This window comes from Streptomyces afghaniensis (genome assembly GCF_044327915.1).
In the GTDB taxonomy this organism is placed as follows: Bacteria; Actinomycetota; Actinomycetes; order Streptomycetales; family Streptomycetaceae; genus Streptomyces; species Streptomyces afghaniensis.
Window position 1 is genome coordinate 90,531 of the sequence record NZ_JBIRGJ010000001.1, and the last position, 13,205, is coordinate 103,735.

General features: G+C 70.1%; 10 protein-coding genes. 9 read left to right on the plus strand and 1 reads right to left on the minus strand.

Annotated features, from left to right (window positions below; all coding sequences use genetic code 11):
- The first annotated feature begins 67 nt into the window (after nt 1–67).
- The 5 genes from ACH4G3_RS00370 to ACH4G3_RS00390 all read left to right on the plus strand — a co-directional run bounded on the left by ACH4G3_RS00370 (nt 68) and on the right by ACH4G3_RS00390 (nt 7,306).
- Complete coding sequence (locus ACH4G3_RS00370; protein WP_010034909.1) at nt 68–826, plus strand: NUDIX hydrolase; 759 nt, start codon at nt 68–70, stop codon at nt 824–826.
- A gap of 110 nt (nt 827–936) precedes the next feature.
- The gene (locus ACH4G3_RS00375) at nt 937–3,315 is read left to right on the plus strand and encodes an ATP-binding cassette domain-containing protein (protein ID WP_397623343.1); all 2,379 of its coding nucleotides are present in this window, start codon (nt 937–939) and stop codon (nt 3,313–3,315) included.
- Between the two features lie 161 nt (nt 3,316–3,476).
- Nucleotides 3,477–4,364 (plus strand): FadR/GntR family transcriptional regulator, encoded by an 888-nt coding sequence (locus ACH4G3_RS00380; protein WP_397622344.1) that lies wholly within the window; start codon nt 3,477–3,479, stop codon nt 4,362–4,364.
- A 427-nt stretch (nt 4,365–4,791) separates the two neighbouring features.
- Nucleotides 4,792–6,330, plus strand: a complete 1,539-nt coding sequence (locus ACH4G3_RS00385) for an RNA polymerase sigma factor (RefSeq protein WP_397616712.1) — start codon at nt 4,792–4,794, stop codon at nt 6,328–6,330.
- A 139-nt stretch (nt 6,331–6,469) separates the two neighbouring features.
- Nucleotides 6,470–7,306, plus strand: coding sequence for a S1 family serine peptidase (locus ACH4G3_RS00390; RefSeq protein ID WP_397622345.1), 837 nt, complete (start codon nt 6,470–6,472; stop codon nt 7,304–7,306).
- 204 nt (nt 7,307–7,510) lie between these two features.
- Here the strand turns inward: ACH4G3_RS00390 and ACH4G3_RS00395 are convergent, their stop codons facing one another.
- Nucleotides 7,511–7,741 carry a DUF7455 domain-containing protein gene (locus ACH4G3_RS00395; protein ID WP_010034922.1) on the minus strand — a complete coding sequence of 77 codons (231 nt, stop codon included), beginning with the start codon at nt 7,739–7,741 and terminating at the stop codon, nt 7,511–7,513.
- 442 nt (nt 7,742–8,183) lie between these two features.
- On the opposite strand from ACH4G3_RS00395, the gene ACH4G3_RS00400 reads away from it, so the two are divergent.
- The 4 genes from ACH4G3_RS00400 to ACH4G3_RS00415 all read left to right on the plus strand — a co-directional run bounded on the left by ACH4G3_RS00400 (nt 8,184) and on the right by ACH4G3_RS00415 (nt 13,201).
- Nucleotides 8,184–10,307, plus strand: coding sequence for a DNA gyrase/topoisomerase IV subunit B (locus tag ACH4G3_RS00400; RefSeq protein ID WP_397622346.1), 2,124 nt, complete (start codon nt 8,184–8,186; stop codon nt 10,305–10,307).
- A 541-nt stretch (nt 10,308–10,848) separates the two neighbouring features.
- Complete coding sequence (locus tag ACH4G3_RS00405; RefSeq protein ID WP_397622347.1) at nt 10,849–11,373, plus strand: DUF1453 domain-containing protein; 525 nt, start codon at nt 10,849–10,851, stop codon at nt 11,371–11,373.
- Nucleotides 11,370–12,521, plus strand: a complete 1,152-nt coding sequence (locus tag ACH4G3_RS00410) for a sensor histidine kinase (RefSeq protein WP_397622348.1) — start codon at nt 11,370–11,372, stop codon at nt 12,519–12,521. The genes ACH4G3_RS00405 and ACH4G3_RS00410 overlap by 4 nt, the downstream gene beginning before the upstream one ends.
- Nucleotides 12,518–13,201: a response regulator transcription factor gene (locus ACH4G3_RS00415; protein ID WP_397622349.1), complete on the plus strand. Its 684-nt coding sequence runs from the start codon at nt 12,518–12,520 to the stop codon at nt 13,199–13,201. The genes ACH4G3_RS00410 and ACH4G3_RS00415 overlap by 4 nt, the downstream gene beginning before the upstream one ends.
- The last annotated feature ends 4 nt before the right edge of the window (nt 13,202–13,205 follow it).

Consider the following 13,205-nt stretch of genomic DNA (forward strand, 5'->3'; position numbering starts at 1 on the left):
TGGATCAGTCGCCGATGCGACCGGCGAAGGGAGTGTTTATCGTCAGGCAGACGACTATGATCGCCGCATGCCCTACGACCCGTCAGCGTTTCCACCCTTCGCCGTCACCGTGGACCTGGTCGTGCTGACCGTGCGCCGCCATGCCCTGTGTGCGCTGGCGGTACGCAGGGGCGAACCGCCGTTCCAGGGGCGTTGGGCGCTCCCCGGCGGCTTCGTAAGGGCCGACGAGGACCTGGCACAGGCCGCGGCCCGCGAGCTGGCCGAGGAGACCGGACTGCGCGTCCACGACCCGTCCGTCCCCGCCCAGGACAACGGGGCGCACCTGGAACAGCTGGCCACCTACGGCGACCCCAAGCGGGACCCCAGGATGCGGGTCGTCAGTGTCGCCCACCTCGCGCTCGCTCCCGACCTGCCCGCGCCCAGGGCCGGCGGCGACGCCAGCAACGCGCGCTGGGCTCCGGTGGAGGAACTGTTGCGGCAGGGCGGTTACGGGCGGGACGCCGAACCGGTCGCGCCGCTCGCGTTCGACCACGCACAGATCCTTTCGGACGGAGTGGAGCGGGCCCGCTCCAAGATCGAGTACTCGTCACTGGCCACGGCGTTCTGCCCGCCCGAGTTCACCGTCGGCGAGCTGCGCCGTGTCTACGAGGCGGTCTGGGGCGTGGCGCTCGACCCGCGCAACTTCCACCGCAAGGTCACCGGCACACCGGGCTTCCTCGTCCCCACGGGCGGGACGACAACCCGCCAGGGCGGACGTCCGGCCCAGCTCTTCCGTGCCGGTGGCGCGACTCTGCTCAACCCCCCGATGCTGCGCCCCGAGGTCTGACGCGGGTCCGGAACGTCAGGCGCCCGCTGTCCGGACAATGATGATTGTCGTGCCCGAGGCAGGCCTCGTGCTGCCCGAAAAAACGGACATAGCGCGCTATCTTGCTGCAGGTGATCCAGGCCTTCGGACTGACCAGCAACGCCCGCAAAGGGCTTCCGCCCGCGGCCGATGACGTCTCCTTCGAGGCGCGAGCGGGCCGCGTCACCGCGCTGCTCGGAGCACCGGGTGCCGGCAAGACGACAGTCCTCAGACTCATGCTGGAACTCCAACAGGGTCGCGGCATCGTCTACTTCCGGGGCCGCCCCCTGCACCGCATCGCCCATCCCTCGCGCGAGGTCGGTGTGCTGCTGGGCGACGTGCCGGGGCACCCGGCCCGCACGGTCCGCGGTCATCTGCGCATGCTGTGTGCCGCGGCGGGGGTCCCGGTCCGGCGTGCCGACGAAGTCCTCGAGGCGGTCGGGCTCGTGAGCCTGCGCGACGAACGCCTCGGCACCCTCTCGCGCGGCATGGACCGTCGCCTGGGCCTGGCCTGCGTCCTCCTGGCCGATCCGCACACGCTCGTCCTCGACGACCCGGCCGACGGTCTGTCTGCCCGCGAGAGCCACTGGCTGCACGGCATGCTGCGCGCACACGCCGCCCACGGCGGCACGGTCCTGTTCACCACGGCCGACCCCAAGGAGGCCGCGCGCACCGCGGACCGCGTCGTCACGCTGGAACAGGGCAGGGTCGTGGCCGACCAGGAGGTCGCGGAGTTCTCGCGCACCCGTCTGCGCCCCCGGGTCGCTGTACGCAGCCCCCACGCGGTCCGTCTGGCGGCCCTCCTGGCCAAGCAGGCCCGCACCGCGCGCCGCTCCGTCGAAGTCGTACGAGAAGGCGGCAACCGCCTCTCCGTGTACGGCAGTACCTGCGCCGAGATCGGCGAGACGGCGTTCCGCCACGGCATCGTCGTCCATCAACTCGCCGACGAGGTCGGCGACATGGGGCCCGGAGCGGGAGCAGAGCCGGCAGGGCAGCCGCAGGGCGGCCGGGAGCCGGACGTGCGCAAGGCAGGGCGGACGCCGGGCGAGTCGCACAGCTCCGACACGGGGCGCACGTCGGCTGACAGGCTCGAGCGTGTTGCTATCGAGCCGGAGAGCGCGGGTGCCGGGCCAGGGCAGGTCGCCGACGCGCACCGGGTGACCGTTGCGCCCCAGGCCGCGAACGGTGAGCCGCGCCCGCGCCCCTCCCACGACGCGCCGAAGCCGGTCCCGGTCACGGCCGGACCCGTGGCCGCTACCGCCGAGCCGCCGCTCCCGGCTGAGTCACGGCCTAGCGTTGATGCGCCGAATCCGGTCCCGGTCACCGCCGGACCCGGGGCCGCTACCGCGGAGCCGCCGCTCCCGGCTGAGTCACGGCCTAGCGTTGATGCGCCGAATCCGGTCCCGGTCACCGCCGGACCCGGGGCCGCTACCGCCGAGCCGCCACCCCCGGCTGAGTCACGACCTGCCGTTGACGCGCCGAAGCCGGTCGCCGACGAGCCGTTGCCCTCCGCCGGGCACGCGCAGCCCGTCGCGGCGCCGCCCGAGCGCCCGGACGTCCCCTCGGCCGGCCACCCGTCCCACGCCGAGGCCCGCCCTCAGGGGGCGACGGCACCTCTCGCGCTCCACCCCGCCGGCGTACGCACGGCGCACACCCTCGACGCGCTGCCCCCTCTGCCGCCTCCCATCTCCGTCCGCCCCGCCCCCAGCCCCCTCCGCCCCCTCCGCTACGAGATCCGCCGGGCCGCCGGGATCGGCACCGGGTTCGTCACCGGGGCTGCCGTGCTCGCCGTGTCCGCCGTGACTGCCGTCGTGCTCGCCCGTATCGGGCACACCCCGCAGCCGCGTCTGCTGGCCGCGTGGCCACAGGAGCTGCCCCTGCCGCCCGCGGCGCTCGGCGCGGGACTGCTCGGTGCGCTGGCCTTCGGTGACGAGTTCCGCCACCCCGCCCTGGCCGCGGACCGCGGCACCGTGCCCCGCCGGCTGGGGCTGCTGGCCGCCAAACTGTTCGTCGCCACGGCCACCGCGCTGGTGCTGGCCACCCTCACCGTCGGCTGCGACGCCGAAGTGCTCTATCTCGTCTACGGACGGGAACTCGCCCAGGTTCCCGCCGACTGGCTTTCGATGAGTGCGAGTTGGATCGGGCTCGTGGTCGGCTGCGCCTGGGCGGGCGTACTGGCTGCCGGCGTCTTCCGGTCCACCACGGCCGGGCTCGCCGCTGTGGCCGCCGTGCCGCTTCTCGTCGTACCCGCGGTGCACAAGGTCCTGGAGGGGCCCTCCGTACGGACCGCGGCGGGACTTCCCATGCGACTGCGCGAGGTTCTCCTGCCGCGATGGCCCTTCGGGGGAGAGCGCTACCTGGAAGCCGTGCTCAGCCTGATCTCCCAACCTGTCGGCGGCGCACTGACGTTGTCGCTGACCGCACTGCTCTGCGCGTACCTGCTCACCGCACTGCGGGGCCGGTTCCGGTGACGACTGTCCGTAACCCTTGGTTCGGCCATGCGTACAACTCCCTGCAGAACGCCCATTTCTTTCCGATAAGGCGTCAATTGCGACGGCGTGAGCGATCACCCTTTCGTGTGCTTTTCACCAAAGACCTCAAGGGAGTTGGAGAGGGCGCCGACAAAGGATGCGTGAGTACCCTTGCGCACACCATGATGACCGCCGCCCGCTCCGCTGACTCCGGCCTCGCGAGCCCGGGCGAACTCGACCGCTACCCCTACGCGGAGGCGCCCGCCGTCGACCGCGTCGGCGCCCCTGCCTGGGACGGCGCGGACCCCGAGCTGGGCCGGGTGGGCAGGCGCGCCGCGGGCAGCCGCGGACGCGGGCTGCACGGCCAACTCGTCCAGCAGCTGGGTCAGATGATCGTCTCCGGTGACCTGGGCGCCGACCGTCCGCTGGTGCCCGAGGAGATCGGCCAGCGGTTCGAGGTCTCCCGCACCGTCGTCCGCGAGTCGCTCCGCGTCCTGGAGGCCAAGGGCCTGGTGAGCGCCCGCCCGAACGTCGGCACGCGCGTGCGCCCCGTCAGCGACTGGAATCTTCTCGACCCGGACATCATCGAGTGGCGGGCCTTCGGGCCCCAGCGCGACGACCAGCGCCGCGAGCTGAGCGAGCTGCGCTGGACGATCGAACCGCTCGCCGCCCGCCTCGCCGCCGGGCACGGGCGCGAGGACGTCCAGCAGCGCCTGACGGACATGGTCGAGATCATGGGGCACGCGATGGCCCAGGGTGATGCGCTCACCTTCTCCCGCGCCGACTCCGAGTTCCACTCGCTGCTGATCCAGGTCGCCGACAACCGCATGCTGGAGCACCTCTCCGGGATCGTGTCCGCGGCTCTCCAGGTCTCGGGCGGTCCGGTCACGGGCTGTGACCGGCCGAACGAGACGTCGCTGGGACACCACGGCCGCATCTGTGACGCCCTCGCCAAGGGTGACGGAGCCGCGGCAGAGGCGGCGATGCGGCAACTCCTCGCGGTCCATCCCGAGGTGGAACGCGTGGTGCCCGCTCCGCGCGAGCACTGACCGCGTTCCGCGGGCGGTGCGGCCGGGTGTGCCACCCCCCTCCTGTGGCAGCGCCCGTTCGGTGATCCGCCTCCCGTCGGACCCCGCAGGATCCTCGCGATCCTGCGGGGTCCGACGGCGCGAAGGGGCCGCAGGTCCGCCGGAGCGGCCGGGTAACAACCAAGTGTGCCCCACTTTGCCCATGTTTGATCGTTTTTGTTTGCTTACGGGGTGTGACTCGGGCCACGCGAATTGGGCGTAACGCTCGCGGGAAGAACGCGATGACCTAAGAGGTGACAGCCGCGGAGGGAATACGGACGCCGTTCATGGCGCTGTGAATCTTCCCGGCCCCCGCCCGCGCCGTCGGCCCACCCCCAAGCCGGCGGTCGGCTCCTGTCCACTGTGGACGGGGCCGGAAGCCGTTTTCCAACGTTCCGAGAGGTTGTTCGTGTCGGCCAGCACATCCCGTACGCTCCCGCCGGAGATCGCCGAGTCCGTCTCTGTCATGGCTCTCATTGAGCGGGGAAAGGCTGAGGGGCAGATCGCCGGCGATGACGTGCGTCGGGCCTTCGAAGCTGACCAGATTCCGGCCACTCAGTGGAAGAACGTACTGCGCAGCCTCAACCAGATCCTCGAGGAAGAGGGTGTGACGCTGATGGTCAGTGCCGCAGAGCCCAAGCGCACCCGAAAGAGCGTCGCAGCGAAGAGTCCCGCCAAGCGCACCGCCACCAAGACGGTCGCGGCCAAGGCGGTGACCACCAGGAAGGCCACCGCCACCGCCACACCGGCGGAGCCCGCCGCCGAGTCCGCCGTCGAGGACGAGGCCCCCGCCAAGAAGGCAGCAGCCAAGAAGACGACCGCCAAGAAGGCGGCCGCGAAGAAGGCGCCCGCCAAGAAGACCGCGGCGAAGAAGACCAGCGCCAAGAAGGACGACGTCGAGCTTCTCGAAGAGGAGGTGCTCGAGGAGGCCGCACCCGGAAAGGCCGGCGAGGAGCCCGAGGGTACGGAGAACGCCGGTTTCGTGCTCTCCGACGAGGACGAGGACGACGCGCCCGCCCAGCAGGTCGCCGCGGCCGGCGCCACGGCCGACCCGGTCAAGGACTACCTCAAGCAGATCGGCAAGGTCCCCCTGCTCAACGCCGAGCAGGAGGTCGAGCTCGCCAAGCGCATCGAGGCCGGCCTGTTCGCCGAGGACAAGCTGTCCAACGCCGACAAGCTCGCCCCGAAGCTCAAGCGCGAGCTGGAGATCATCGCCGAGGACGGCCGCCGAGCCAAGAACCACCTCCTGGAGGCCAACCTCCGACTGGTGGTCTCTCTGGCCAAGCGCTACACCGGCCGCGGCATGCTCTTCCTGGACCTCATCCAGGAGGGCAACCTCGGTCTGATCCGCGCGGTCGAGAAGTTCGACTACACCAAGGGCTACAAGTTCTCCACGTACGCCACCTGGTGGATCCGTCAGGCGATCACCCGCGCCATGGCCGACCAGGCCCGCACCATCCGTATCCCGGTGCACATGGTCGAGGTCATCAACAAGCTCGCGCGCGTGCAGCGCCAGATGCTCCAGGACCTGGGCCGCGAGCCCACCCCGGAGGAGCTGGCCAAGGAGCTCGACATGACCCCGGAGAAGGTCATCGAGGTTCAGAAGTACGGCCGCGAGCCCATCTCGCTGCACACCCCGCTGGGCGAGGACGGCGACAGCGAGTTCGGTGACCTCATCGAGGACTCCGAGGCGGTCGTCCCGGCCGACGCGGTCAGCTTCACGCTCCTCCAGGAGCAGCTGCACTCCGTGCTCGACACCCTGTCCGAGCGCGAGGCGGGCGTCGTCTCGATGCGCTTCGGTCTCACCGACGGTCAGCCGAAGACCCTCGACGAGATCGGCAAGGTGTACGGCGTCACGCGTGAGCGGATTCGCCAGATCGAGTCCAAGACCATGTCGAAGCTGCGCCACCCGTCCCGTTCGCAGGTGCTGCGCGACTACCTCGACTAGTCGTCGCGGGTCGTACGACGCGGAAGGCCCGGTTCCCTCATGGGGGACCGGGCCTTTTTCATGCCCCTCCGCGGATGCGGCCTGCCACAGCGTGAATCACTCTGGGTGTCTGGCCGATACCACGGAGTGAGGAGCGTGTATGCGTCGCCGCTTTGTCCGGGCCCTGGCCCGACCGCTGGTTGTGGCAGCCGCCGTATCCGCCCTGTCAGTGGCTTCCAGTGCGCCTGTGGCCGCCGACAGGGTGGTCATAGGAGGATTCCCCGTCGACGCATCGGAGAGCCCCTGGACGGTGGCCCTGTCCAGTCGTGACCGGTTCGGGGGTACGCGGGCGGGACAGTTCTGCGGCGGAGTGGCGGTCGGCCGCAGCACCGTGCTCACCGCGGCCCACTGCTTGGACGAGGAGGTCCTGGGCGGTCCACCGGAGCGCGTACGCGACCTCAGGGTCATAGCGGGTCGCACGGACCTGCTCTCGGACCGCGGTGGCCAGGAGGTCGCCGTGCGAGAAACCTGGGTGAACCCGGATTACGACAGTGTCAGCAACGTCGGGGACTTCGCCGTACTCACCCTGGCCGAGCCTCTCTCCGCCGGCTCGGCCATCACGATGGCGGCCCACGGTGATCCCGCGTACGCCGTGGGCGCAGCTGCGACGGTGTACGGCTGGGGTGACGTCTCGGGCGCCGGGGAGTATCCGAACAGCCTGCGGGCGGCACGCGTGCGTGTGCTGCCCGACGCTCTCTGTGAGGAGGCGTATCCGGGAGACGCGGACGGCATCTACGACGCCAGGAGCATGCTGTGCGCCGGAGAGGCGAAGGGAGGCCGGGATGCCTGCCAGGGCGACAGCGGGGGGCCGCTGGTGGCCCAGGGGCGGTTGATCGGGCTCGTGTCCTGGGGGATCGGCTGCGGTCGGGCAGGCAGCCCCGGGGTGTACATGCGGGTGTCCGACATCATGCGCACGCTCCGCTGGACACGGGCGTGAAGCTGGACACGGGGCTGAAGCCTGACACCGGCGTGAAGGTTATGTGCACGTTCGACTGGACGCGGGTGTGAAGAAACGTGCGGCGTGCGCACCGGGGGCCCTGAGAGACCTCGCGGGGACGAGGACGGGCGGCTGCCTCGGTAATGGAGGCAGCCGCCCGTTCACCGGCCTGTGCCGGGCTGGCTCGTCGTCGGACGCGAGGTGTCAGCGCTCTTCTTCGGAGGCAGTCGCGGGAGCGGACGTCAGCCGCTCCGTCTCGTCCTGTATCTCAGCGGCGATCTTCTTGAGTTCCGGCTCGAACTTGCGCCCGTGGTGGGCACAGAAGAGCAGTTCTCCGCCGCTGAGCAGGACGACGCGCAGGTACGCCTGGGCGCCGCAGCGGTCGCAGCGATCAGCGGCCGTCAACTGGCTCGCAGGGGTCAGAACAGTAGTCACGTCGCCTCTTCTCTAGCTCGACGAGCTGTCGTACCAGGGTCAACATCCAACCAGCCCCAAAACGTTCCCGCTCGTGGCTATTCCTCGAAAAAAATCTTGCGAGGCGGCTGTCTGCTGCCGGTTGGCGGCGAATGTGCCGTATTGCGTGTCTATGTGTCTTACGGAGCTTCGCGTTGTATTGGTGGTCGGTCCTCCCGGCTGGGTTGCCGGTTGTTCATGAGGACGTGCCCGGAGCCTAAATGGTTCATGCCTGGAAGGGAACGTGATGTGTGCTTCACTCCAACGAGGGATCGAACAGGCATACGAGTCTGGACTAGGGTGAGTTTCCGACGAGGGTGGCGTTACAACGGCTCTACCAGGCCTCGGTACCCTCTCACCGGTGACTGAAGCCGCGCCCTTACCCATGAGGGCCCCATCTGAAATTCAGCGAGGAGCGAACCGCGTGACCGCCGAGACGTCCGTGCCGTCCACAGCTCTGCTGGCAGGAGCAGACCGGGACGGTTCCAACTACACCGCGCGGCACCTGCTCGTCCTCGAGGGGCTCGAGGCCGTGCGGAAGCGCCCCGGTATGTACATCGGGTCGACCGACAGCCGCGGCCTCATGCACTGCCTCTGGGAGATCATCGACAACTCCGTCGACGAGGCTCTCGGCGGCTACTGCGACCACATCGAGGTCATCCTCCAGGACGACGGCTCGGTCGAGGTCCGGGACAACGGCCGGGGCATCCCGGTCGACGTCGAGCCCAAGACCGGCCTCTCCGGCGTCGAGGTCGTCATGACCAAGCTGCACGCCGGCGGCAAGTTCGGCGGCGGCTCGTACGCCGCCTCCGGCGGTCTGCACGGTGTCGGCGCCTCCGTGGTGAACGCCCTGTCCGCCCGTCTGGACGTCGAGGTGGACCGCGGTGGGCACACCCACGCGATCAGCTTCCGGCGCGGTGTCCCCGGCGCCTTCGCCGGGAACGGCCCGGACGCCAAGTTCGAGGCCAAGGGCGGCCTGCGCAAGGCCAAGAAGATCCCCAAGACCCGCACCGGCACGCGCGTGCGGTACTGGGCCGACCGCCAGATCTTCCTCAAGGACGCCAAGCTCTCCCTGGAGAACCTGCACCAGCGCGCTCGCCAGACCGCGTTCCTAGTGCCCGGCCTGACCATCGTCGTGCGCGACGAGTACGGGCTCGGCGAGGGCGGCAGCAAGGGCGAGGAGTCCTTCCGCTTCGACGGCGGGATCAGCGAGTTCTGCGAGTACCTGGCGAACGACAAGCCGGTCTGCGACATCCTCCGCTTCTCCGGGCAGGGCAGCTTCAAGGAGACGGTCCCGGTCCTGGACGACCATGGCCAGATGACCCCCACCGAGGTCACCCGCGAACTCGGCGTCGACGTCGCGCTGCGCTGGGGGACCGGCTATGACACGACGCTCAGGTCGTTCGTCAACATCATCGCCACCCCCAAGGGCGGCACCCACGTCGCCGGCTTCGAGCAGGCCGTCGCCAAGACGATGAACGAGGTGCTGCGCACCAAGAAGCTCCTGCGCGTCGCCGAGGACGACATCGTCAAGGACGACGCCCTGGAGGGCCTGACCGCGGTCGTCACCGTGCGTCTCGCCGAGCCGCAGTTCGAAGGCCAGACCAAGGAGGTCCTCGGGACCTCGGCGGCCCGCCGCATCGTGAACAACGTGGTCAGTAAGGAACTCAAGGCGTTCCTGACGTCCACGAAGCGGGACGCCGCCCAGCAGGCCCGTGTCGTGATGGAGAAGGCCGTCGCCGCGGCCCGTACGCGCATCGCCGCCCGGCAGCACAAGGACGCACAGCGCCGTAAGACGGCCCTGGAGTCCTCCTCGCTGCCGGCCAAGCTCGCCGACTGCCGCAGCGACGACGTCGACCGCAGTGAGCTGTTCATCGTCGAGGGCGACTCGGCGCTCGGTACGGCGAAGCTCGCCCGGAACTCCGAGTTCCAGGCGCTGCTGCCGATCCGGGGCAAGATCCTCAACGTCCAGAAGTCGTCTGTGACGGACATGCTCAAGAACGCCGAGTGTGGCGCGATCATCCAGGTCATAGGAGCCGGATCGGGCCGGACCTTCGACATCGACACGGCTCGCTACGGCAAGATCATCATGATGACCGACGCCGACGTCGACGGCTCGCACATCCGCACGCTGCTCCTGACCCTGTTCCACCGCTACATGCGGCCCATGGTCGAGGCCGGGCGAGTCTTCGCGGCCGTGCCGCCGCTGCACCGCATCGAGATCGTCCAGCCGAAGAAGGGCCAGGACAAATACGTCTACACGTACTCGGACCGGGAACTGCGCGACAAGCTCATGGAGCTCCAGAGCAAGGGCATCCGCTACAAGGACTCGATCCAGCGCTACAAGGGTCTCGGCGAGATGGACGCCGACCAACTGGCCGAGACGACCATGGACCCGCGTCACCGCACCCTGCGCCGGATCAACCTCTCCGACCTCGAGGCCGCCGAGCAGGTCTTCGATCTGCTGATGGGCAACGACGTCGCGCCCCGAAAGGAGTTCATCTCCAACTCGGCGGCGACGCTGGACCGGTCGCGGATCGACGCGTAGCCGCTGCGCTGGGCTTGGACAGGGCGGGGCAGGGCGGGGCCGGGGTGTTGGTGGTCTGAGCGGGGTCAGGTGCTGGTCGTGCTGGGCCTGCGCGGTGCAGGCACGGTGCTGATACGGCCTGGTTCGGCTCCAGCCATCCTGGTGGGCGTCCGGCCAGGACCGGTTCCGGCCAGGACCGGTTTCCGGCCGGGACCAGTTCCGGTGACGACCAGTTCCGGCCAAGGCCGGCTCTGGCGGTTCCGGTTGGGACCGGCTCAGCCGGGACGTGGACCCTGGACGCCTGTTCTGTGCCTTGCCTGACCGTTGTCGTGCCAGCGGACGGACCGGGGGGTCTCCCACGCGGCCCAGATCGCTGTGCCTGAGCACCTTCTCCACCCGCTGCGCCCGAGCCCTTTCTCCACCCGTGGGTGGAGAGGCGCCCGGTCGGGGATCCACCCGTGATCCACCCGCACTCCGATCCCATGACCTGGCGATTTCCGTAACGTCGAAGGCGTCGGCGGCACCGCTGCCGGCATCCCCTTTCCTGCTTACGGAGGTCGTGATGGCCGGGCTCGTCGACGCGCTGGTGATCGTGGTCGTGGCCGTGCTGGTGTTGGCCCGGCAGTTCCGGGCAACGCCCATCGACGGCGAGCGCCGCTGGTGGCTTCTGCCCGCGATACTGGCCGTTGTCGCACTGCGCGAACCCGGCATACTCGACGACCGCTACCACACGGCTTCGGCGCTGCTGCTCGGTGCCGAACTGCTCGTCGGCCTGGCCACCGGGGCGGGCTGGGCCTGGACCACCCGCATATGGGCGGAGCCGGACGGGACCGTGTGGAGCAAGAGCAGCACGGCGAGCGTTGCCGTCTGGGTCGTCGGAATCGGGCTGCGCGCCGGTCTCTTCGCGTTGGGTGCCGCGGTGGGCGTTCACCAGGACAGCTCAGCCGTGCTGCTGGGGCTTGCCGGCACCCTGCTCGTCAGGGCCGGAATCCTGGCCTGGCGCGGTCGGTTGCTGCGCCCTGCCGTGAACTCGGGCCGGGCGTACGGTGACAGCACGTTGGCGCCTGCGGGGAAGGAGCGCGTGTGAAGGAGAACGCCTGGACACGCTGGCCCTCCAGGGAGGCGCTGAGCCGCGAGGGACTCTCACGCTCCCGGTGCCTGCTGGCCTGGACGGTGAGGGCTCTGGTGCTCGGCGTGCTGATGTGGGGAGCCTTCGCCGAGAGCGAGGCGCGTGGCTGGAAGGCGGCTGCCGGAGCCGGCGGAGTGCTTCTGGCGGCTCTGCTCGCCTGGGTGTTCTTCCGGACCACGCTCCAGCACCGGCTGTGGCCGTCGCTGGCGTCGCTCGCGCTGCTTCAGGGCGTCGCCGTCGCGGCCCAGATGTCGGGCTTCAAAGTCGCGGCCCTGGTCATGTGGTGCGGGTGCGCCGTCTCGGCGCTGGAGCGGCTTCCACCGGCAGTCGCTCTCAGCGCAGCGGGCGTGGCACTCGGTTCGTTCGGGGTCGTCAACAACGACGACGCGCTGACCTCCGTGGTCACCGGCGTCGGCCTCGCCCTGGCCGGGTACACGCTGCGCCTGGACGCCGAGGCCCGCGGCAGTGCCCAGCGGCTGCTCGCCCAGGAGCGGGCCGCCCGTGCGGCCGAGGCGGAGTCGGCGGCGCTCGCGGAGCGAGCCCGCATAGCGCGGGAGATCCACGACGTGCTGGCGCACAGCCTGTCTGCCCAGCTCGTGCATCTGGAGGCGGCCCGGTTGCTGATCGAGCGCGGAGGAGAGCGAGACCAGATTCTCGAACGAGTGGTGGCGGCACGGGAGATGGCGCGTGGCGGGCTCGCGGAAACGCGGCAGGCGCTGTCCGCCCTGCGCGGGGAGCTGACCCCGCTGGAGGAGTTCCTGAACCAGTTGGTGGGAACCACCGACGGCGCCGAGATCACCATCAGGGGTGAACGCAGGGCGCTGCCGGCCGAGGCTTCGCAGGCCGTACGCAGAGCGGCTCAGGAGGCCCTGACGAACGCCCGCAAGCACGCCCCGGGCGCCAAGGTGTGCCTGCGGCTCGACTACAACCCGCACGAAGTGACCCTGGATGTGCGGGACTCGGGCGGCTCGCCGGGCGAACTGACCGGGACGGGAGCCGGGTACGGTCTGCTCGGCATGCGGGAGCGAGCAGAGCTGCTGGGCGGTTCGCTCGAGGCCGGGCCGGGCGAGGAGGGGTACGTGGTGACGTTGAAGGTGCCGGTATGACGGAGGAGGCCGAGCGGAAGGCCGCTCGGGTGGTGGTCGCGGACGACCAGACCGTGGTGCGGGAGGGCATCGTGATGCTGCTCGGTCTGCTGCCCGGGATCGAGGTGGTCGGCGCGGCAGGGGACGGGGAGGAGGCGGTGCGGCTCGTCGCCGAAGTCGCTCCGGACGTGGTGCTGATGGACCTGCGCATGCCTCGCTGTGACGGGGTGGAGGCGACCCGCAGGATCCGCGCGGAGTATCCCGGGACGCAGGTCGTGGTGCTCACGACGTACGCCGACGACGAGTCGCTCTTCCCGGCACTGGCGGCGGGAGCGCGCGGCTACCTCACGAAGGACGCCGGCGGAGAGGAGATCGTGCGGGCCGTGCACAGTGTGCTGTCAGGGGACGCGGGGCTGTCGCCCGGCATCCAGAGACGGCTGCTGGAGCGTCTGACCGAGAGCGAGGCCAGACCTGCCGCGCCGCCCGAGGCGCCGGACGGGCTCACCGTGCGGGAGACGGAGGTGCTGCTGCTCATCGCCGAGGGGCTCAGCAACCAGGAGATCGGCCGCAGGCTGCATGTCTCCACCGCGACCGTGAAGACCCACATCAACAACCTGTTCGCCAAGACGGGGCTCAAGGACCGTGCGCAGGCGGTGCGTTACGCGTACGGAAAGGGGCTGGTGCGGCCACCAGCGGGTTGAGTCA

Bases quoted from the DNA above. Each gene is read 5' to 3' on its own strand.
- ACH4G3_RS00370 (WP_010034909.1), top strand. From the start codon at position 68: ATGCCCTACGACCCGTCAGCGTTTCCACCCTTCGCCGTCACCGTGGAC.
- ACH4G3_RS00390 (WP_397622345.1), top strand. From the start codon at position 6,470: ATGCGTCGCCGCTTTGTCCGGGCCCTGGCCCGACCGCTGGTTGTGGCA.
- ACH4G3_RS00405 (WP_397622347.1), top strand. From the start codon at position 10,849: ATGGCCGGGCTCGTCGACGCGCTGGTGATCGTGGTCGTGGCCGTGCTG.
- ACH4G3_RS00415 (WP_397622349.1), top strand. From the start codon at position 12,518: ATGACGGAGGAGGCCGAGCGGAAGGCCGCTCGGGTGGTGGTCGCGGAC.